This is a genomic window from Capnocytophaga haemolytica (assembly GCF_001553545.1).
In the GTDB taxonomy this organism is placed as follows: Bacteria; Bacteroidota; Bacteroidia; order Flavobacteriales; family Flavobacteriaceae; genus Capnocytophaga; species Capnocytophaga haemolytica.
Genome location: NZ_CP014227.1, coordinates 944,297 through 966,301 on the forward strand (window position 1 = coordinate 944,297; position 22,005 = coordinate 966,301).

At 45.3% G+C, this 22,005-nt stretch carries 18 protein-coding genes and 1 tRNA gene; 15 read left to right on the forward strand and 4 right to left on the reverse strand.

Annotation, left to right across the window (positions count from 1 at the left end):
* The first annotated feature begins 32 nt into the window (after positions 1-32).
* Positions 33-314: a GNAT family N-acetyltransferase gene (locus AXF12_RS04235; protein ID WP_066428599.1), complete on the forward strand. Its 282-nt coding sequence runs from the start codon at positions 33-35 to the stop codon at positions 312-314.
* Between the two features lie 25 nt (positions 315-339).
* A complete protein-coding gene (locus tag AXF12_RS04240) occupies positions 340-1,278 on the forward strand; it encodes a D-2-hydroxyacid dehydrogenase (RefSeq protein ID WP_066428601.1) in 939 nt (312 codons plus the stop codon).
* Here the strand turns inward: AXF12_RS04240 and holA are convergent.
* Positions 1,259-2,266 carry a DNA polymerase III subunit delta gene (gene holA / locus AXF12_RS04245; RefSeq protein ID WP_066428604.1) on the reverse strand — a complete coding sequence of 336 codons (1,008 nt, stop codon included), beginning with the start codon at positions 2,264-2,266 and terminating at the stop codon, positions 1,259-1,261. The genes AXF12_RS04240 and holA overlap by 20 nt on opposite strands.
* 38 nt (positions 2,267-2,304) lie before the next feature.
* On the opposite strand from holA, the gene AXF12_RS04250 reads away from it, so the two are divergent.
* The 13 genes from AXF12_RS04250 (at position 2,305) to clpX (ending at position 19,044) form a co-directional block, all read left to right on the forward strand.
* Positions 2,305-2,757, forward strand: a complete 453-nt coding sequence (locus tag AXF12_RS04250; RefSeq protein WP_066428606.1) for a type I restriction enzyme HsdR N-terminal domain-containing protein — start codon at positions 2,305-2,307, stop codon at positions 2,755-2,757.
* Positions 2,754-3,743, forward strand: coding sequence for a glycosyltransferase family 2 protein (locus AXF12_RS04255; protein ID WP_066428607.1), 990 nt, complete (start codon positions 2,754-2,756; stop codon positions 3,741-3,743). The genes AXF12_RS04250 and AXF12_RS04255 overlap by 4 nt, the downstream gene beginning before the upstream one ends.
* Before the next feature lie 93 nt (positions 3,744-3,836).
* Positions 3,837-4,400 (forward strand): Maf family nucleotide pyrophosphatase, encoded by a 564-nt coding sequence (locus AXF12_RS04260; protein ID WP_066431764.1) that lies wholly within the window; start codon positions 3,837-3,839, stop codon positions 4,398-4,400.
* Between the two features lies 1 nt (position 4,401).
* Positions 4,402-5,643 (forward strand): type IX secretion system plug protein, encoded by a 1,242-nt coding sequence (locus tag AXF12_RS04265; RefSeq protein ID WP_066428609.1) that lies wholly within the window; start codon positions 4,402-4,404, stop codon positions 5,641-5,643.
* 2 nt (positions 5,644-5,645) lie between these two features.
* Positions 5,646-6,104 carry a hypothetical protein gene (locus AXF12_RS04270; protein WP_066428611.1) on the forward strand — a complete coding sequence of 153 codons (459 nt, stop codon included), beginning with the start codon at positions 5,646-5,648 and terminating at the stop codon, positions 6,102-6,104.
* A gap of 95 nt (positions 6,105-6,199) precedes the next feature.
* Positions 6,200-6,550: a hypothetical protein gene (locus AXF12_RS04275; RefSeq protein WP_066428612.1), complete on the forward strand. Its 351-nt coding sequence runs from the start codon at positions 6,200-6,202 to the stop codon at positions 6,548-6,550.
* A 6-nt stretch (positions 6,551-6,556) separates the two neighbouring features.
* Positions 6,557-7,612 (forward strand): hypothetical protein, encoded by a 1,056-nt coding sequence (locus AXF12_RS04280; protein ID WP_066428614.1) that lies wholly within the window; start codon positions 6,557-6,559, stop codon positions 7,610-7,612.
* A gap of 94 nt (positions 7,613-7,706) precedes the next feature.
* Entirely contained in the window at positions 7,707-10,610 is a 2,904-nt protein-coding gene (locus AXF12_RS04285) for a glycoside hydrolase family 3 N-terminal domain-containing protein (RefSeq protein WP_066428616.1), read from the forward strand.
* 73 nt (positions 10,611-10,683) lie between these two features.
* A complete protein-coding gene (gene lepA, locus AXF12_RS04290) occupies positions 10,684-12,480 on the forward strand; it encodes a translation elongation factor 4 (RefSeq protein WP_066428619.1) in 1,797 nt (598 codons plus the stop codon).
* A gap of 69 nt (positions 12,481-12,549) precedes the next feature.
* Positions 12,550-15,579 (forward strand): PD-(D/E)XK nuclease family protein, encoded by a 3,030-nt coding sequence (locus AXF12_RS04295; RefSeq protein WP_066428620.1) that lies wholly within the window; start codon positions 12,550-12,552, stop codon positions 15,577-15,579.
* Positions 15,580-15,714: 135 nt separating this feature from the next.
* Positions 15,715-17,052 carry a trigger factor gene (gene tig, locus AXF12_RS04300; RefSeq protein ID WP_066428624.1) on the forward strand — a complete coding sequence of 446 codons (1,338 nt, stop codon included), beginning with the start codon at positions 15,715-15,717 and terminating at the stop codon, positions 17,050-17,052.
* Between the two features lie 97 nt (positions 17,053-17,149).
* A complete protein-coding gene (gene clpP / locus AXF12_RS04305) occupies positions 17,150-17,809 on the forward strand; it encodes an ATP-dependent Clp endopeptidase proteolytic subunit ClpP (protein ID WP_066428626.1) in 660 nt (219 codons plus the stop codon).
* Positions 17,809-19,044: an ATP-dependent Clp protease ATP-binding subunit ClpX gene (gene clpX / locus AXF12_RS04310; RefSeq protein ID WP_066428628.1), complete on the forward strand. Its 1,236-nt coding sequence runs from the start codon at positions 17,809-17,811 to the stop codon at positions 19,042-19,044. The genes clpP and clpX overlap by 1 nt, the downstream gene beginning before the upstream one ends.
* Positions 19,045-19,138: 94 nt before the next feature.
* Here clpX and AXF12_RS04315 read toward each other — a convergent pair.
* The 3 genes from AXF12_RS04315 to murD all read right to left on the reverse strand — a co-directional run bounded on the left by AXF12_RS04315 (position 19,139) and on the right by murD (position 21,956).
* Positions 19,139-19,218 (reverse strand) — tRNA-Leu (locus AXF12_RS04315).
* 151 nt (positions 19,219-19,369) lie between these two features.
* Positions 19,370-20,605: an FtsW/RodA/SpoVE family cell cycle protein gene (locus tag AXF12_RS04320; RefSeq protein WP_066428629.1), complete on the reverse strand. Its 1,236-nt coding sequence runs from the start codon at positions 20,603-20,605 to the stop codon at positions 19,370-19,372.
* A 4-nt stretch (positions 20,606-20,609) separates the two neighbouring features.
* Positions 20,610-21,956 (reverse strand): UDP-N-acetylmuramoyl-L-alanine--D-glutamate ligase, encoded by a 1,347-nt coding sequence (gene murD, locus AXF12_RS04325; RefSeq protein WP_066431767.1) that lies wholly within the window; start codon positions 21,954-21,956, stop codon positions 20,610-20,612.
* Positions 21,957-22,005 lie beyond the last annotated feature (49 nt).

The following is a 22,005-nucleotide window of genomic DNA, read 5'->3' on the forward strand; positions in this document are numbered from 1 at the left end:
TAAAAGATATTCTAACTAAAAAAGTAATAAAGATGGAAGTAATTAACAGTGAATTTGCCCGTCAGTATCAGGCAAAGCTCAATGGGGAAAAGGCTTACGTAGAGTATGCCATACAGGAGCGAAAGATATTTTTCACCAAAACCTCCATACCAGAATCGGCGGATGAGGCTACAATCGACGATTTTTTCAAGGGTGTGATAGCTTTGGTAGCTGAAAAGAAATACAGAGTTGTGCCTGTCTGCAATGCTGCGATTGCCTTCTTCAAGCGCAATAAGGATTGCAGAGATATTCTTCCTGCTGGGATATGTATATAACAGAACTATAATAAATTTTAAGCCTATGAAAGCTGTATTTTTAGATAGAAATACGCTTTCTCGTGCTGTTGAACTCACCAAACCTATGGGGATCAGCCAGTGGATGGTGTATGAAAGTACGCCCGCCTCACAGGTAGTTGAGCGTCTTCGAGGGTATGAGATTGCGATTGTTAATAAGGTAAAACTCACAGCGGATATACTTCAACAACTTCCTGATTTGAAGCTCATTCAGCTTACTGCTACGGGTATGGACAACGTTGATCTGAAGGCTGCTGAGTCTTTGGGGATTGAGGTGAAGAATGTTGCGGGCTACTCAACAGAGAGTGTTGCTGAGCACTTCTTTATGTTGCTGCTTGCGGTGATGCGTGGGCTGAAGCCTTATCACCAAGCGGTGGAGGATGGCACTTGGCAGCGCGATGGGCGTTTTTGCCTTACGGAACCTACGGTTTTTGACCTACACACCAGCACCTTAGGGATTATAGGGGTAGGAAGCATTGGTCGTGCCATCACTGATAGGGCTAAGGCTTTTGGAATGAAGGTGCTTTGGGCTGAACGTCAAGGGGCTACCCCACGCAACAGCGATTACACAGACTTTGACACGGTACTATCGCAGAGTGACATTATCTCGCTGAACTGCCCATTGACATCTGAAACACATCACTTGGTTGATGATCATTTTATTGCTAAGTTAGGAAAGAAAGCAGTGATTGTAAATGTAGCACGTGGTGGAGTGGTAGATTCACAGGCGATTTACAATGCGCTAATGGCGGATAAGATCTTGGGCTTTGCAGCAGATGTTTTTGAGAATGAGCCGCCTTTGACAGATGATCCACTGTTGAAGCTGTGCACTCATCCGCGGGTGTGGTACACACCGCATAGCGCTTGGGCAAGCGATTACGCCCAAAATAAACTTTGGACGACATTAAAGGCTCAAGTAGAGGCTTTTATCGAAGAATACAAGTAATGAGTTCTTTTACGAGATCAGCAGGGGGAAGGTTTGCGCCGACCCCTTTACTTTTTACATCTACTTTACGTATGCCCTCAATGATAGCACTTACTTTCTTCATTGGGTAGTTCTGGGCGCCTGCCCGTAGGTCTTTTACAAAGTATGGATTGATTTTCAATGTTGCAGCTACATTTTTATCACTTTGGTCTGTCAGTCCGTGGAAGGCGAGCAGCTGCTGGAAGAAAGTGTAAAGCACGCTAAGGGTTACCACTAAAGGGTTGTCCTTAGGGTTATCTGCAAAGTGTTTGAGGATCCGCACAGCCTTAAAGTCATCGCGTACGGCGATGGCGTTCTTCAATTCGAAGTTATTGAATTCCTTGCTAATACCTATATTTCTTTCAATGAGTTCGGGGGTTATTTCGCTTTTAGCGGGGACTACCAAAGCGAGCTTATTGACCTCGTTTTGGATGCGAGTTAGGTCATTACCTAAGAAATCAACCAACATTTGTGTTGCCTTTTGTTGTATTGTAAATCCTTTTTTCTGCAATAGGGTAGGGATCCAGCTCATCACCTGATTTTCATAGAGTTTTTTACTTTCAAGTACTACGCATTCTTTGTTTTTTTCTAAGGCTTTACTGAGTTTTTTGCGTTTATCGAGGGTTTCGTATTTGTAACAGAATACGAGTACAGTAGTTGATGTGACATTTTCAACGTAAGGGACGAGGCTATCAATAGTGCTTTTGAGGTTTTGTGCTTCTTTGATGATAATCACCTGACGCTCAGCAATCATAGGGAATCGGCGTGCATAGTCAATAATCGTAGCTATATTGACATCCTGCCCATAGAGGACGCTCTGGTCAAAGCCTTTTTGGTCATCTGTAAGTAGATGATTCTCAATATAGTTAGCGACAGTATCAATAAAGTAAGGCTCTTCACCCATCAAAAAGTAGATAGGTGCGATAACTCCTTTCTTAATATTGGCGATGATATTTTTTACTTCGTTCATAGCGGCAAAGTTATGAAAAAAATGTGTACTTTTGCACAATGGATCGATTAAATTTTAAAAACTATACATTTCGTATACAAGAGATTGATAGTAAGCGGTTTATTTTTGACCCTATCCGTAAGAAATTCGTAGCTTTGCAGCCTGAGGAGTGGGTGCGACAGCATATTATCCGTTTTTTAGCGGAGGAAAAGGGGTATCCTCTCTCATTGATGAATGTGGAAAAGGAGTTGGTAGTGGGAGGGCTGACCAAGCGCTATGACGTGGTGGTTTTTACTCCTGAGGGGCGGGTGCATCTCGTGGTGGAGTGCAAGGCGCCTTCGATACGGATCCGTCAGGCTCCGTTTGACCAAATAGCGCGTTACAACTTAGCGCTCAAGGCGCCTTATCTGATGGTGAGCAACGGGATACAACACTATTTTTGTAAGGTAGACTATGAGAAGAATCAGTATTGTTTTATAGAGGATCTTCCTCATTATAAATCTTTTATATGACTTTTGCCATTGTAATATTGAATTGGAATGGGCGGGCGCTCTTACAGCAATTTCTGCCCTCAGTAGTGCTTTTTTCACCTGAATACGACATTTATGTAGTAGATAATGCTTCAACTGACAACAGTGTGGGGTTTCTGAGGGAGAATTTTCCGACGGTGAGGATTATTGAGAATGCTACCAACGAAGGTTATGCTAAGGGCTACAATGTTGGTTTAAAGTCTGTTGAAGCGGATGTGTACTGCTTGCTCAACTCAGATGTAAGGGTAGGGGAGGGGTGGCTTTCTCCGATCAAAGAGCTGTTTGAGCGGCAGGATGTGGCTATTGTACAACCTAAGATCCTCGATGAGAAAGCTCCTGAGCGTTTTGAATATGCTGGGGCTGCTGGGGGCTTTATTGATAAGTATGGTTACCCCTATTGTCGCGGACGGGTGTTTGATGTTGTTGAAGAGGATAACGGTCAGTATGACAGTGATATACCTATTTTTTGGGCTTCAGGGGCGTGCTTTTTTATTCGTTCGGAAGTCTTCTGGCAGCTTGCTGGTTTTGATGAAGATTTCTTTGCTCATCAGGAGGAGATTGACCTTTGTTGGCGGGCACATCACTTGGGCAAGAAGGTTCTTTGCTGTGGGGAGAGTAGCGTATGGCACGTAGGGGGGGCAACACTTTCGTCGCAGAGTACAACAAAGACGTTTCTCAACTTTCGTAATAGTCTTTTTATGTTGTTAAAGAATTTACCTTCACGAGGTTTGTATACTACACTTTTGTTGCGTATGTTGCTTGACGGGGTGGCGGGGGTTCGTTTTCTTTTTCAAGGAAAGCCATCTTTTATGTGGGCTATAGTGCGGGCGCATTGGGCTTTTTATGGTCGTTTTTTTCACTTCAAGAGGAAGCGACCTAAGGAGCTTTTGCAACAGTATTACGCCTTAAAATCAGTGGTTTGGGCGTATTTTATAAAAGGTAAGAAACGCTATACACAATTGGAATAAAGGCTTAGGGGTGTGACTTCTTATTGATTTTTTTTGATAAAGGGGCTTGTATTCCGTTTTATTTTATACTTTTGCAAAAATTAGTGGACTGTGATAAAGAATATTATTTTAGCCTCAGCCTCGCCACGAAGGAAAGAGCTTCTCAGTGAACTCATTATAGGGTTTGATGTGGAGGTACGCCCCGTTGAAGAGGTGTATCCGAGCCATCTACAACGAGAGGAAATCACCGATTATTTGGCAAAGCTAAAGGCTCAACCTTATGCAGAGGACATTGAAGATGATACCCTTGTGATTACCGCAGACACCATCGTTTGGCACGAAGGAAAGGCTTTTGGCAAGCCTAAAAATATCGGTGAGGGAGCCGAAATGCTGCGATCTCTATCGGGAAAAACCCACGAAGTGATCACATCAGTGTGCTTCACTACCAAAGAAAGCCAAACGGTGGCACATTGCATCAGTCGCGTTACATTTAACCCTATTAGTGAGGTACTAATCGATTGGTACTTGCGCACTTACATCGTAACTGATTGGGCAGGAGCGTATGCCATTCAAGGCTTTATTGGGGCAGCAGTAGTAGCCTCTATTGAGGGTTCTTATAATAATGTAGTGGGGCTACCTACCCATATTATTTATGATTATCTTACTAAAATGAAATGATATGAAGTATTTTTTATATCTTATATTGTGGTTACCTATAAATATTTCAGCACAGGTGCTCGTAGAGAAGTCGCCTCCTGAGTTTATTAAGACAATTATCTTTAAAGCTGATGGGAATGAAAAAAATCAATTCCCAATTGTACGAAAAAATGAGTCATTTAGTCTACAATTTGATGATTTAGGAGGAGATGAACAGACGTATTACTATAAAATTACACATTGTAATGCTGACTGGACGCCTTCTCAACTATTGAAAAGCGATTATCTCAAAGGGTTAGATGGACAACCTATTCAGCCAGAGAGTAATTCTTATGGTACTTTGCAGCTTTATTCTCACTATAGAGTAACTTTTCCTAATGAACTTACTCGTATTACACTTTCTGGAAACTATTTACTATCGATAACGGATAGTTATGGTACAGAATTATTTTCTCGGCGCTTCGTAATTTATACTCCTAAGGTTGGAGTGAGTGCAGAAGTAAAGCGTATGCGCGATTTGCAATACTTCGATACTAAACAGACGGTGCATTTTTCTATAAATCAGAAGGATTTCAGGTTGGATAATCCCAAAGTTGCCGTAAAAGTATCTATATTGCAGAATTATCGCTGGGATAATGCGATAAATAACCTCAAACCGCAATATATTACGGGTGTAGATTTGTCGTATCGCTACGATAAAGAGAGTTCGTTCTGGGGAGGAAATGAGTATTTTAACTTTGATAGCAAAGATATACATACAGCAACGGCAGGCGTTTATAGGTTAGAGCGTGCGAAGCTTGTCAATAGTTTTTTATTTACTAATCAGAGTAGAGCTACGAGTGTGTATACCTATTTTCCTGACATCAACGGCGATTTTCTCATCAACACACTCAATGGACAAAATGCCAGCAACGAGGCTGACTATACTTGGGTACACTTTTCGCTTGAAGGGAAATCTTCTTTGTGGGGAAAAGAAGTGTATGTATATGGAAAATTTTCAAATTATGAGCTAAAAGATGAGTATAAACTCACTTATGATGAAAAAGATGGTATTTTTAAAGGTAAAGTACTTCTGAAACAGGGTTTTTATAATTATAAATTTGCTACAAAGGACAAAAAAAGTATAGATTTTAATGAAATAGGTGGGAACTTCTACCAAACGGAGAATGTTTATCTCATACTTGTTTACTATCGCGCACCAGGAGCACTTTATGATGAAGTTGTAGGTATAGGATCAGCCAGTGGAGCTAACATTTCGATGTAGTGATGGAAAAGGAGAAAAACAGTACTACTTATGTACAGAGTGAATATTCTTGGACAGTTCATATTCAAATTTTGGCTTCAGTAGTCTTTTTACTTGTCCTTTTCATACAATCCTCTTATGAGGGGAAGCTGTGGGTGTTTTTTTTCTTTCTTTTTGCGATTTGTTCACTTATGTTATCTTTTTTCGTGGTATTTAGAGAAAAAATGACAAGAATACGGATAGAGAAAGATGGAATTACATTGTTAGATTTTTGGGGTAGGAGTAAATTGCGTTATCCTAAGATACAAATACAAGGTTTTTACACAGGTAGTTTCTATTTAAAGGGAGTTACTTATCATTATGCTGTATTTTATAGGAGTAATTTTCCCTTGTTTAGAATATCTGATGAATTTATAGGAAATCATCGGGAAATTATGAAGTTTGCTAATGAGAATTATACTTTCTTAGGTGAGATACCATAGGTTTTCTACACTTCTATCTCCTGTAATGAACTTATTATCAGTTTTGAAGCAGAGGTAGAAGTGAAATGCCTTTCTTTTTAAACTAATGATATGCAATGGAAAAGGATCAAATAGAGGGAGTTAAGGCTACTCAGGTAGATGAAGGGGCACAGCTATGGCTCGCTGTGGGGCTGTCGGTGGTAGTAGGGGTATTGCTTTTTCAAGTGCTTGATAGCGATTATATTACGGATTATTTTCCATATTATGCTCTCGATGACTTTGCTGGTTTTGCTGGCTATACGACCGTGATGTTGCTTTGGTATGTGATTTTCCGTATGGCACCCAAAGAGAGCATTTCTCGGCGAACGCTTAAAGTGCTGGTTATCATTCTTTTTTCGATATGGATACTGTGGGTGGTAGGTTACTTAATTCTCGTGGCGCTATTTTCTGGGGGTGGTTTTATTTAGTGAGTTATGTGGGGAAAATCTCGTTATACGGTTCTTAATATTGCGCTGCTGGGCGTGATAGTGGTTTTGGGTTTCTTTTTGCTCAATCCGTTGTTCTTCAGAGGATTCTGGGGTAAGCATAAGTGGGATATAGTGTTGATAAACAGCAGTGGTAGTGATTTATACCTCTATGGGGGTGATGCTTATTACCAGAAGGCTCAGGAAGCTGAAATGGGCTCTCCGTGTTACTTTCATAGGAGGGCTTATGTAACTGAGGATGATGTAGTTTGGTTGGGCAGTTCGGAGAGGTCTTTGCCCAATGTGTTTCATTTGGAGTGGCTGAGTTTTGCCAATGGGCAGTGCTATCGCTTTCGGGGGAGCTATTCTTATGCGCGTTTGCGTGCTGAGGTGAAATCGTTACCGAGGGATGCTTCGTTGTACTTGCGTGTGTTGCCTACTTTTGAGGTGGAGCTTTCGGTGGGGGCGCGTCTTGCTTGGGAGGAAGATCCTCATTTTGAGGATGAGGATCCTGAGGACTACACTTATACGGGTGGTATTGAGCGACTCGATCGTAAAGTTTTGGCGGTTTTTTCTCCTAAGAAGATCAGTGCTGAGCAAGTGAGTTTCTTCAAGGATTCTGATGATGAGCAGGTGGAGGCGTACGTGGCTAATAAATTGGCACACCCTGAGGCTTTTGCGGGGCGTTATCACTGGCGCTTGGGCAGCTGGGCGAAGGAAAGCGCATTGGATCATTTTAGCATTTATTTTCATACCTATCCGCAGCACTCTTTTGACAATTATGATTTTGAGAAGCAGGCTACCGATAGCATTTTCAGTGCGTTACCTGATGAAATTTACCTTGAATGGAGTTATGAACAGACAGGTTCTTACAGTGGGAACAACCGAAAATTGACTTTTGATTTGGAGCAAATGCTCAGAGGGCTGAGGGCTATCGACTCGCTTTCGGGTGGTGGGGTGCCTGCATTGGAGCTCGACTTGAAGAGGAAGCCGTCGGATACGATTCAGGCGCATTTTCGAGTAGGGAAGGTGAAAGTGCCCCTTGAGGTGCAGGTGAGCGATTAGATTGTGTGTGCTTTTTTTGGTTATCTTGCCAAAAAGTGTTATCTTTGCAGCCGTTTTGCGAGCACGCAATTTATCACACAGATTTAAGACGAATATGAAAAGAACTTTATCAATATGCTTACTACTTCTTATTCAAACGCTTAACGCTCAAATAAAGACACCTCTTACCTCCGAGGATGCTGCGGCTCAACGGCTGTGGGTGGAGCAGACATATAGCCAGATGAGTCTTGATGAGAAGATTGGGCAGCTGTTTATGGTGTCGGTATTTTCCAGCCATATAGGCACAAAGAAGGCTGAGGAGATCAAGGATTTTATCAAGAAGTACCACATCGGAGGGATTATCTTCTCGAAGGGAGGTCCTCGTCGTCAGGCGCGGCTCACCAATGAGTATCAGGCGCTTTCGCGCATTCCGCTCTTTATGGCTATGGATGCGGAGTGGGGGCTTGCGATGCGGCTGGACTCTACCTATGCTTTCCCTTGGAATATGACCCTTGGCGCTATCAAAGATAATAGCTTGATTGAGCGTACGGGGAGGCGTATTGGGGCGCACTGCAAGGCACTCGGGATGCAGTTCAATTTTGCGCCTGACGTGGATATCAACACCAATCCCAACAATCCTATTATTGGCAATCGGTCTTTTGGTGAAGACAAGGAGAATGTAGCTCAGAAGGGGCTGGCTTTTACGCGGGGAATGCAAGCATCGGGGGTGCTGGGCAGTGCTAAGCACTTTCCTGGGCACGGCGACTCAGCTACCGATTCGCATAAGACGTTGCCTACTATTGGCTTTACGGCTGAGCGTATTGGGCAGGTGGAGCTCTACCCGTTTAAGATGTTAAAGGATGAGGTTGCCAGCGTGATGGTGGCACATTTGAACGTTCCTTCGCTGGAGAAGAAAGCGGGGCTGCCTTCATCACTGTCGTCAGCGATTATTACTGACTTGCTCAAGAAGCAGCTCGGCTATGAGGGGCTGATCTTTACCGATGCGCTCGGAATGAAGGGGGTGGCTGACTATCTGCCTGTGGGTGAGGTGGAAGTAGCGGCTTTCTTAGCGGGGAACGATATCTTACTGATGCCCTCGAATGTGCCCAAGGGCTTTGAGGCTTTGAAAAAGGCTTACAACAATGGTAAGATCACTGAGGAGCGGCTGGCATATTCGGTTAAGAAGATACTGATGGCTAAATATAAAGTGGGGCTGACGACTTTTAACCCTATTGACCCCTCGGCATTGTCTGGAAGGTTACACACTTTGGATGATGACCTTCTCACTGAGAGTTTGTTTGAGAATGCGCTCACAGTGGGGAAGAACAAGGAGGACATTCTGCCGCTGAAAGCCTTGGAAAAGCGTCGTATTGCCTATGTGAAGTTTGGCAATGCCAGTGGATGGGAGTTCTACAAGGCGCTACGCAAATATGCCGAGGTAGCCCTTATTGAGCCTAAGGATGAGGCACAGCTCTATGCAGCTATCGAGCCTTATGAAACTATCGTTATAGGGCTGCACAAGAGTGACAAGACCCCGTGGGATGGGTACAAGTTTACCGCTAATGAGTTGCGTTGGCTTGAGTACATCGCTAAGAAGAAGAAAGTAATACTGAGTGTTTTCACCAGTCCTTATGCGATGCTTGATGTGAAGCACTTGGCGCCGATAAAAGCTATTGTATTTGCTTATCAGAACCATAAAGTAGCTCAGCAGAAAGCCGCAGAGCTGATCTTTGGGGCTATTGAAGGGCGAGGCGTACTGCCTGTGACGGCACATCCTGAGTTGCCTGTAGGTACTTCTATCACAACGCAGAAGATAGGTAGGCTGGGGTACTCAATGCCTGAGAATGCAGGCTTTAGTTCGCTCCGTCTCAGTTTGATTGATACGATCGCTAAGGAAGCGCTACGTGAGCGTATGACCCCAGGAATGCAGATATTGGTAGCCAAGCACGGGCGCATTGTGTATCGGAAGAACTTCGGTACGCTGGACTACAACCCTAACAACCAAGTGAATGACAACACGCTCTACGATTTGGCGTCGCTTACTAAGATACTTGCCACCTTGCCAGAGTTGATGCGGCTATACACAAAGGGCGATTTTAAGCCTGTGAATACTTTTGAAGACCTCCTGCCCAAGCTCAGGCATACCAATAAGGGCGAGCTGACAATGAAGGATGTGCTTTCGCACTATGCGCGGCTGCAATCGTGGATACCGTTTTACAGGCGTACCCTCGGTGAGGACAAAAAGCCTTCGCCCGAGTATTACAGCACTACGCAGAGCAAAGAGTTCCCCATAGAAGTAGCTAAGAACCTCTATATGAAGGAGAGCTATATTGATAGTATCTACAAACGCATCGACGAGAGTGAACTGATTGCCACAAAGAAATACTTGTACAGCGACCTCTCGTTTTATTATTTTAAGAAGTTTATTGAGAAGAAAGAAAAGAAGCCTTTGGAGGAAGTGGTGGAGAAGTACTTTTACCGTGGGCTGGGTGCCTATCAGCTGCTTTACAACCCCCTGAGGCGTTTTTCTGAGGGAAATATAGCCCCAAGTGAGGAAGATCGGTCGTTTCGCTATCAGATACTGCGTGGGCACGTGCACGACCAAGGGGCAGCAATGCTCGGTGGGGTGGGTGGACACGCAGGGCTTTTTGGCACTGCCGACGATGTAGCCAAAGTGATGCAGATGTACGTACAACAAGGCTATTACGGTGGCGAGTGGTTTTTGCAACCACAGGCTATAAAGGTATTTAACACTTGCTATTTCTGTACAGAAGGCAACCGCCGTGGGTTGGGGTTTGATAAGCCTCAGTTGGGCACTGCGGGACCTACGTGTGGGTGCGTGCCAATGACCAGCTTCGGGCATACGGGGTTCACGGGCACTTACGCTTGGGCTGACCCTGAGAACGAGATTGTGATTGTTTTTCTCTCCAACCGCACTTATCCTTCGGAGAGCAAGCTATTAGTGAATAAGAACATCCGTCAGCGCATACAACGCGTGGTGTACCAAGCAATGCAGTAGTTTTTTAGTTTGCTATTTCAGAAAAAATGCTTACTTTTGCACCTTTATAAATACACTTTTTTCAATTAGATAAATGAAGCATATTCGTAATTTTTGCATTATAGCCCATATCGACCACGGCAAGAGTACCTTGGCTGACCGCTTGCTCGATTTTACCAACTCGGTTACCGAACGCGAGAAGCAAGACCAATTGCTCGACAATATGGACCTCGAGCGCGAGCGCGGTATCACTATCAAGAGCCACGCCATACAGATGGAATACACCTATAAGGGCGAGACCTACATCCTGAACCTTATCGATACGCCTGGCCACGTGGATTTCTCGTACGAGGTGTCGCGCTCCATTGCTGCTTGCGAGGGGGCACTGCTCATCGTTGATGCCGCACAGAGCATTCAGGCGCAGACCATCTCTAACCTCTATTTGGCGTTGGAGAACGACTTGGAGATTATACCCGTACTCAACAAAATAGACTTACCCAGCGCGAACCCTGAGGAGGTGAAGGACGATATTGTCGATTTGCTTGGCTGCTCGCCTGAGGATATTATCCCTGCCAGCGGCAAGACGGGCTTGGGTGTGGAGGATATATTAGCAGCTATTATTGAGCGTATTCCTGCCCCTAAGGGCGACCCAAAGGCTCCGCTGCAAGCCCTCATTTTCGACTCGGTGTACAACTCCTTCCGTGGGGTGGAGACTTACTTCCGTGTGATGAATGGTGAGATACGCAAAGGGCAGAAGATCAAGTTTATGAGCAATGGCAAGGTATACGATGCCGATGAGGTGGGCACCTTAAAACTCAATCAAGTGCCTAAGCAGGTGATTTCGGCAGGCGATGTGGGTTACCTCATCACGGGGATTAAAGATGCGCGCGAGGTGAAAGTGGGCGACACGATTACCTCAGCCGTTGATGGTTGTGCAGAGGCGATTGATGGCTTTGAGAACGTAAAGCCGATGGTCTTTGCGGGGATTTATCCCGTAGATACCGAAGATTACGAAGAGTTGCGTGCCTCAATGGAGAAGTTGCAACTCAACGATGCCTCGCTGGTGTTTACCCCTGAGAGTTCGGCAGCCTTAGGCTTTGGCTTCCGTTGCGGTTTCCTCGGTATGCTACACTTAGAGATCGTGCAAGAGCGACTGGAACGCGAGTTTGGTATGACGGTGATCACCACCGTACCCAACGTGAGTTACCACGCTTTTACCAAGAAAGAACCCGAGAAGGTGATTGTAGTAAACAACCCTTCCGACCTGCCCGACCCTTCGAAGTTGGATAGAGTTGAGGAGCCGTATATCAAGGCGAGCATCATCACGAAGTCGGATTTTGTAGGGCAAGTGATGAGTCTTTGTATTGAGAAGCGTGGGCAGATCACCAACCAGCACTACCTCACCCCTGAGCGTGTGGAGCTGTCATTTGATATGCCGCTGGCGGAAATTGTCTTCGACTTTTACGATCGCTTAAAGACCGTCTCCAAGGGCTATGCTTCGTTTGACTACTCGCCTATTGGGATGCGGGCGTCCAACTTGGTGAAGGTAGATATCCTTATCAATGCCAACTCTGTCGATGCGCTTTCGGCACTCATACACGCCGACAACGCTTACAACATCGGCAAGAAGATGTGTGAGAAGCTGCGCGAACTCATTCCGCGTCAGCAGTTCGACATACCCATACAAGCGGCTATTGGGGCAAAGATCATCTCGCGGGAGACTATCAAAGCCTTGCGCAAGGACGTTACTGCCAAGTGTTACGGGGGCGACATCTCGCGTAAGCGCAAGCTCTTGGAAAAGCAAAAGGCAGGGAAGAAGCGTATGCGCCAAGTGGGCAATGTGGAGATACCGCAAAGTGCGTTTATGGCAGTGTTGAAGTTGAATGATTAGTGTTTAGAGAGTAACACATATTCCTAAAATACTGATTACTGATCTCTTACTTCTGATTACTGATATAAAATGAATTACTTAGAAGAGGTTATTACCGATGTTTTAGAGCAGTTTAGCAGTGAGGAAGAGCACCTTGTGTTTGTCACCACTAATAAGCGCTCGATTGTGTTTTTACGCAATTACTTCGCACAACAGGTACGAGGGACCGTCTTTGCGCCTACTTTTGTAAGTATCAGTGAGCTTTTTGAGCGTATTTCAGGATTTGAGGAGATGGAGCCTTTACCGCTGCTCTTTGAGTTTTACGACAGCTATCGCACTGTAAAAGAGCAGTCAGGCGAAGAACCCAACACCTTTGAGGAATTTCTTTCGTGGGGCAGTACCACGCTGCAAGATTTCAACGAGATTGATGAGAACTTAGTGCTTCCTGAGCGTATATTCCCTTATATGCAGTTGCTCAAAGAAGCAGAGCACTGGTCGGGTGCGGATGAGCTCACTGCGATGCAGCAGGAATATTTGCAGTTTTGGAAGGAACTGGGGAGCTATTACCACGCTTTTGAGGAGAAGCTCACCACGAGGAGACAGGCTTACAAGGGATTTATCGCACGCAAGGCTAATGAGGCTATCGATCCTTTCTTGCGTGAGAACAAGGACAAAATATTTATCTTCGTGGGCTTCAATGCGCTTACTAAAGCAGAGAGAAAGCTCATCATCAATATATTAGACACACTTCGCGGTGAGATTTACTGGGATATAGACACTTATTTTCTCAAAGATAAAGAGCACGATGCGGGTTATTTTATTCGCAAGTACAAAGGCTGGGACGCTTACCTGATGGGTAGGCGCAGCTTTAAGTGGGAAAGCGATAACTACAAGAACAATAAAGAAATACATATCACAGGGGTGCCGAAAAGCATCAATCAGGCGCACTGTATAGCCGAGATTTTACCTGAACTTCTTCCTAAGGAAACCACCACTATTGCCTCGCTGGAGCGCACTGCTATTGTGCTGGGTGATGAACAACTGCTTTTGCCTGTATTAGAAGCGGTGATGCCGTTGCTATCACTCAGTGTATCAGTAGTTGAGAAGGAGCCTGAGATGAAAGACGCTTCTAAGGAATACATTGATACAAAAGACAAAAAACTTGCAGAGGTGCTCGCCCTTTTAAAAGGGAAAACCTTTACAGCGCTCGAGAAGACGGTTTTGGTGGTACCCAATGCGCGCTTGCGTTCTGAGCTGATGCGGACAGTGCAGCCACTTTCCTTGGTGAACATCACGATGGGCTACCCATTGGAACAGTTACCGATCCGTGACGTGTTCGCTTCCTATTTTAGGTTGCATCTCACAGGGCGGTTTTACTATAAGGATGTGCTGGGGCTGATCACCCAGCCGTTTGTGTACAACCTTCTTGGGGGCGAGGTGGTCAGGGCGATCACGGGGTATATCAATGCGCATAATTACAGCTATGTGACCCGCCATCAGTTGTTGGAGGCTACAGAAGGGCTTGTGCAAGAGAGTGTTGTGCTACTCTTTCCTGAAAAGGATGGTGACTTTATCTCTACCTTGATCAATAATGCAATGGCGCTTGCCGAGGCGATTAGGGAGCAGGTGGCTGCTGAGGCGCTTCCACATAAGATTACCCTTGAGAGTTTATATCGTTTTTATGAGCTTTTTGAGCAACTCAAGGCTTTGCAACACACGTATCGGATGATTGATACGGTAAAGACGCTATATCACTTCTTTTTGGAGGTTCTGCAAAAAGATCAGCTGCAATTTGTAGGCGAGCCGCTTGAAGGATTGCAGATAATGGGCTTGTTTGAAAGTAGGAGTTTAGACTTTGATAATGTGATTATTACCTCACTTAATGAGGGAATTCTTCCCAAAGGAAAAAGTGGAAACTCGTTCATCCCTTACGATGTGCGTATGGAGCTCGATCTTTTTACAGCTAAAGGACGTGATGCGGTGTATAGCTATACGTTCTACCGCCTTTTGCAGCGGGCGCGTAAGGTACACTTACTCTATGATACTGAGACGGATAGCTTGAAGAGTAAGGAACGAAGTCGGTTTATATTGCAGTTGCTCACTGAGCGGGGGCGCATTTCCGAGGCGCATAAGGAAGATTGGGTGCAGGTGAAGGTGCCTGAGGTGTATCCTGTGGGGGCTCAAAAGCTCGAAGTAGTCAAAACGGCTGCGGTGATGGAGCGGCTTAAAGAGATGGCTGAGAAGGGGTTATCACCTTCGGCAATAACGAACTACGTACGCAACCCGATGATTTTTTACCAGCAAAACCTCTTAGAGGTATACGAAGAGGACAGCGTTGAGGAGACAGTTGAGGCGCGCACGTTTGGCAAAATAATGCACAGCACACTGGAGAGCTTGTACAAGCCTTATCTTTCGCAGCAGGGCAGTGGGCAGCCGCGATACCTTACTGAGGGGGATATCCACGAGATGCGAAAGCGATTGAAGACTGAGCGGCTCATTGAGCATTTCTTTGAGGAGGAGTACCACAATGCGGACTTTAAGACTGGAAAAAACTTGCTTATTCTCAATGTAATAGATAAGTATTTACACCGTTTTTTAGATATGGAATGCGAGCAGGTGAAGCGTGAGCGTATTGAGGTGCTTTATCTGGAAAAAGGGCTCAAAGTGCCGTTGGGTACGCAGGCAGATGGCTTTCCTTTTGAGGTGAACCTCAGGGGGATCGTCGACCGTGTGGATAGGCGCGATGGTGTACTGCATATCATTGATTATAAGACGGGTGTGGTAGAGAGTAGCGACGTGGGGATCACCGATGCAGATAAGTGGGAGCTGCTGCTCAAAGACGTGAAGTACAGCAAGGCGTTCCAGCTGCTTACCTATGCCTATATGTACAGAAAGACTTTTGCAGTGCAGGAGGATCTCACGGTGGGGAATATCTCGTTCAAGCGACTGAATCAGGGGTTGCTCAGGTTTTATACCAAGAAAGATAAGAGTGCGGAGGATTATAAGCAAGCGCCTAATAATTACATAGTTGACAGTGCTATCCTCGCTCAGTACTGGGAGCAAACGCGTGCGTTACTCTTAGAGATTTTTAGCGATCAGGTGCCTTTTGTAGAGATGTAGAGAGGTGTTTTTCTGATAGATGCGGAATAGTAACTTCTGCTTGCTGCTTTTTAAAAAGTATAAAATATTTTTGTACTTCGATAAAAAGTTGTACCTTTGCCCGCTGAAAAAAAATAGACACAAATATTTAAGAAAATGAATATCACAAGGAAGCAAACCGATGCCTTGAACGCTGTTGTAACAGTGGCGATTGAGAAGAGCGATTACGCTGATAAAGTAGAGAAAGTGCTCAATAATTACAGAAAAACTGCAAATATACCTGGGTTTAGAAAGGGACACGTACCTGCGGGTATGATTAAGAAGCAGTATGGTTCGGCAGTGAAGTTTGACGAGATCAACAAATTGTTACAAGATAGCTTAGGCAAGTACTTAGCTGATGAGAAGGTCGAGTACTTGGGCAACCCACTGCCTGTCGAAAAGAACGCTTTTGATGAGAATGCCGACGACTATACCTTTGACTTTGAGCTTGGGCTGGTACCCGAAATCAACATAGATTTGAAGCCTAAGAAAGGCTTGGTGCGTTATGAAATCACAGTAGATGACGCACAGGTCGACGCACAGATAGAGCGCATCGGTAAGCAGTTTGGCAAGCTCATCGCTAAGGGTGAGGTGCTTGACCAAGACGACTTGGAGATCACAGGTTCGTTCTTCAACGAGGAAAAAAATATTGATGCTCAGGCCACTTTTACCCTCAATGAGCTCTCTAAGAAGAGCCGCAAGAGCTTTATAGGCAAGAAGATAGGCGATCAGTGGCAGCTAAAAACTAAAGACTTATTTTCAGACGCTCACAGCTTGATGCATTACTTAAAAGTATCGCACGATGAGGCACACCACCTTGATGTGGAGGTAACTTTTACCTTAGAGGAAATCAATGTGCGTGAGGCAGCAGAGTTCAACCAAGAGCTTTTTGATAAGCTTTTCCCTGCAGGTGAAGTGACCTCAGAGGAGCAGTTGCGCGAGAAAATAAGAGAGAATATAACGGTTCAATACGGAAGCCAAGCAGATCAACACTTCCTCAATGAGGTAACCGATTATCTGGTCGATAACACTAAGTTTGATCTGCCTGTGGCATTCTTGAAGAAATGGTTGCGCACAGCAGGAGAAAAAGAGCTGAGCGAGGAGGAAGCAGATAAGGAATTTGAGAGTTCAGAGAAGGGCTTGCGCTATCAGCTTATAGAAGGTAAAATATTATCGGATAACAACTTGAACCCTACTTACGACGAGCTAATGGCTTATGCACATACCAATATTAAGAATCAGTTGCTGCAATACGGTATGCCTACTGATGATGAGCAGTATGTCGAAGGCATTGTAAAGCGTGTATTACAAAATCGTGAGGAGGTACAGCGTCTCAACCAGCAGTTGGTATTCCAAAAGCTGTTAGACTTCTACAAGGAGAACGCTCATATCAATCTTAAAAAGGTAACCTTTGATGAGTTCGTAAAGGCTGCTTTCCCTCACGAAGAGGCATAAGAAGCAAGAACTTACAAGTGAGAAAAACAACTTTATAAGCCTCGTCCCGCTGCCCCTTTGGGGCAGCGGGACGAGGGAATCTTAAATATAATAACTTATGAATTTACACGACGAATTTAGAAAATACGCTACAAAGCATCACGGGGTAAGCAATACCTATTATCAGCAAATAGTAGGTAGTATGACCCCTTATATTATGGAAGAACGCCAGATGAATGTCACTCAGATGGACGTCTTCTCACGCCTGATGATGGACCGCATTATCTTCCTCGGTACCGCAGTCGATGATGCTGTGGCGAATATCATCACAGCACAACTCCTTTTCCTTGAAAGCCTTGACAGTAGTAAGGATATTCAGATATACATCAATTCACCTGGGGGAAGTGTCTATGCAGGCTTGGGTATCTATGATACGATGCAGTTTATAAAGCCCGACGTGGCGACGATCTGTACAGGAATGGCAGCCTCAATGGCAGCAGTACTCCTCTGTGCAGGGGTTAAAGGAAAACGCTCAGCACTGCCACACTCCCGCGTGATGATACACCAACCCTCAGGAGGAGCACAAGGAGTGGCTACCGATATGGAAATCAACCTCAAAGAGTTGCTTAACCTCAAAGATGAACTCTATCAGATCATCGCAAAGCACAGTGAGCAACCCTTTGATAAGGTATATAAAGATGCCGAGCGCGACTATTGGATGATAGCCAGTGAGGCAAAGACTTATGGTATGATCGACGAGGTATTAGAACGTAAATAATGGCAAAGAAAACTCCCATAGAATATTGTTCCTTCTGCGGTCGCACTGCCGATGACACTTTGCTGATGATTACCAGTGAGGAAGCTCGGATATGTAATTACTGCATTGAGCAGGCTTACGGCATTCTCCATCAGCAGATTGCAGCCCATTCCCCTAAGGAAGAAGCAACAGCTAACGGCGATATCACTCTTAAAAAGCCACAGGAGATCAAAGCTTTTCTCGATCAATACGTCATCGGACAAGATTTTACCAAAAAGATACTCTCAGTGGCGGTCTACAACCACTACAAGCGCTTGGCACAGCCTGAAAGCGACGACAATGTCGAGATCCAAAAGAGCAATGTGATCATTGTGGGCGAAACAGGTACAGGCAAGACCCTCGTGGCTAAAACCATCGCTAAGTTGCTCAACGTGCCGCTGGCTATCGTTGATGCTACGGTGCTCACCGAGGCAGGCTACGTGGGTGAGGATGTCGAAAGTATCCTCTCACGCCTATTGCAAGCCGCTAACTACGATGTGACAAAAGCTGAGCGCGGTATCGTTTTCATCGATGAGATTGATAAGATAGCCCGCAAAAGCGATAACCCTTCTATCACCCGCGATGTTTCGGGAGAAGGGGTGCAGCAAGGTTTACTCAAACTCTTGGAAGGCTCTGTGGTCAATGTACCTCCGAAGGGCGGGCGCAAGCACCCCGACCAAGAGTATGTCAAGGTGAACACTGAGCACATTCTTTTCATCGCTGGGGGAGCCTTCGACGGCATTGAGCGCATTATTTCAAGGCGTATGAATATGCAGGCAGTGGGCTATAATTCTTCAAAAGTTGACCACGTGGATAGACACAATCTCGTACAGTACATTATTCCGAAGGACTTGAAGGATTTTGGGCTTATCCCTGAGATTATCGGGCGATTGCCTGTGCTTACCTATATGAATCCGCTCGACCGCCATACGCTGCGAATGATCCTCACCGAGCCTAAGAATGCGATTATCAAGCAGTACAAGAAGCTCTTCGAGATGGATGGTATAGACTTTGAAATTGACGAAGAGGCACTTGATTTTATTGTCGAAAAGGCGTTAGAATACAAGCTCGGTGCGCGTGGGCTCAGGTCGCTTTGTGAAAATATCCTCACCGATGCGATGTTTGAACTTCCTAGCACTGACGAAAAGAAGCTCGTGGTAACCCGTGCTTATGCCCAAGAGAAGCTCAATAAATCGGCTCTACAATTGGCTTCATAAATCGCAGCTCCTACGAACGAACCGATAACGAAGCCGTATCGAACCGAACCCATAAAAAGAGGCTGTCCAAGATATTTGGACAGCCTCTTTTTTGTACCTGAGGAGGGAATCGAACCCTCACTCCGAAGAACACGAGTTTGAGTCGTGCGCGTCTACCAATTCCGCCACTCAGGCTTCTTTCTTTGATTTCGGCTGCAAAGGTACAGCTATTTTTTTAATCTGCAAATAATTTCACAAAAAACTTTATATTTTTACTTCACCACTGCTTTCCCCATCTTCCTAAATCCCCTGCTAATGACTGGTAATAAACCTTTTAAAGTGTCACTCAGGCTTTCTTAGGCTTTTTCTGTTTTGCGATTTCTTCCATAATACCTTCTGCCAATTCCTCTTCCACCTCAGCTACATTCTTATCCACTTCCATTTTACCGTCCTTGCGTTTGGTAGCGCTTACCGAGAGAATGCACCCTAGTGCCAAGCACGTCATCCATACCGACGTACCCCCACTACTAATTAGCGGTAGGTTTTGCCCCGTAATAGGGAAGAGCTCCACCGCTACCCCCATATTGATGAGCGCTTGCATAATAATCGGGAAACCAAGCCCCAGCACCAATAGCTGCCCATAGATAGTAGGCGCTTTCTGTGAGATGACCACAATGCGAAAAAGCAATAGTATATAGAGGAACATCACCAAAAGCGCCCCAACAGAACCGTACTCCTCGGTGATGATAGCGTAAATAAAGTCGGAAGAACTCTGTGGAAGAAAGTTTTTCATACGGCTTTTGCCCGCACCTTCACCCAGCAGCCCTCCTTTAGCAATGGCCATCTTAGCACGCTCAATCTGGTAACCCTCCTTGCCGTCATCCTTATCCATAAAGGATTCAATACGACTCATCCACGTATCCACACGGTTGGGAAAAGCATCAGGAAAAGCCTTCACTAAAAGGAAAAAAATCCCCAGAAAAAGCACCCCAATACCAATGACTGAAAGTATGTATTTAATAGGAAAACGCGCAATGAAAGCCAAGGTGAGCACTGAGGCAACCATCAATAGCGCAGTTGAGAGGTTTGAAAGCAACACTAAGCCCGCTACCGCACCTACGGGCAGCCATAGTGGCAAAATTGTCTCGCTAAAAGTGAGCTTCTTGCCGTAATTCTCAGCAAGATAAGAAGCCACATACGCCATCAGCATTACCAAGGCAAAGGCTGAAGGCTGAAACGATACCCCCAAAAGCGATATCCACCGACTCGCATTAGCCCCCTCGATGGTAGTACCGCGTATGGTCGCAAAAATGAGCATCAGCACCGAGAGAATTAAGCCTAATTTTGAGATAGGGCGGAAGAAACGGTAAGGTATTTTATGAACGATGTAGAGCGTGAAAAAGCCTAAGGTAATATACACACTATGCCTAAGAAGGTACCCAAAAGAGGTGCCCTTACCGATCACGTACACTAAGTTAGTGCTTGCACTATAAATAGCCAAGAAAGAACACAAGGTGAACATCCCGATGATTGCCCAAACCGTTCTGTCGCCTTTTATATTTCGCACAAACCACTCCCGCATACGCCTATAATTTGTTTACTTCATCTCTGAACTGGTCGCCCCTATCCTCGTAGTTCTTAAAAAGGTCAAAGCTCGCACAAGCAGGCGATAAAAGCACCGTATCCCCCTTATGAGCAAATCGCTCCGCAGCTCGCACCGCATCAGCCATCGAACGCGTCTCGACGATATCATCAACCACATTCTCAAACGATGCCAATATCGGGCGATTATCCACCCCTAAGCATACAATAGCCCTTACCTTTTCGTGAATATAAGGCAAAAGCACGCTGTAATCGTTGCCCTTATCCTGCCCACCGACGATCCACACGATAGGCGTCTTGATCGTATCCAAGGCAAAGTACACCGAGTTGATATTTGTAGCCTTCGAGTCGTTCACGTAAGTAACGCCCCTGAGGCTGCGCACTTCTTCAAGGCGATGTGGTGCCCCTTTGAAGCCCTTCAGGCTCTCGCGCATCGCCTCATTACGGATATTGACCAAGCGCGCCACCATTAACGAAGCCATCGTGTTCTTCAGGTTGTGCTTCCCTTTGAGGGGAATGGTCTCTACGGCTATTTCTGTCTCTTGATTCTCTATCATAATGTGTATTTTATTATCTTTTAAGTAAGCACCTTCTTTAAGCGTCTTTTCAATAGAAAAAGGAATGAGTTTCGGTCGAAGAGAATGCTTAGTGAGGTACTCAGCAATCACAGGGTCGTCCGCATCGTAGATCAGGTAATCACGCTCCGTTTGGTTCTGTGCAATGCGGAACTTCGAAGCTATATAATTCTCAAATTTATAGTCGTATCTGTCTAAATGGTCGGGAGTAATATTGACGATCACCGCAATGTGAGGGGCAAATTGTCTCTCTACACCATCAAGTTGAAAACTGCTGATTTCCAATACGTAATAGTCAGGGTCGTGTGTTGCTACCAGCTCAGCAAAGCTATAGCCAATATTACCACCAAGCCCCACATTGAGCCCCGCTTCCTTTAGCAGGTGATAGGTCAGTAGCGTAGTGGTAGTCTTGCCATTACTACCAGTGATGCCGATAAGCGTATGATGGGTATAAGCACTGGCAAACTCAATCTCCGAGATCACAGGGATTTCCTTCTCGAGAGCCTTCTTCACGATAGGCGCCTTCTCAGGGATACCGGGGCTTTTCATTATGCAGTCCGCACTGAGTATCAGCTCCTCAGTGTGTTGCCCTGCCTCAAAGGGAATATCTTCACGTATAAGCACCTCGCGGTAATGCTCTTGCAGCTTGCCTTTGTCGGAAAGGAACACCTCCCAGCCCTCCTTCTTAGCTAAGATAGCCGTACCTACACCGCTTTCGCCGCCGCCTAATATAGCGATTCTTTGGTTCTGTTTCATAACTGTCTTCACGCTCTTAAGCGTATCTGAATTGCGAGTGCAAAGGTAA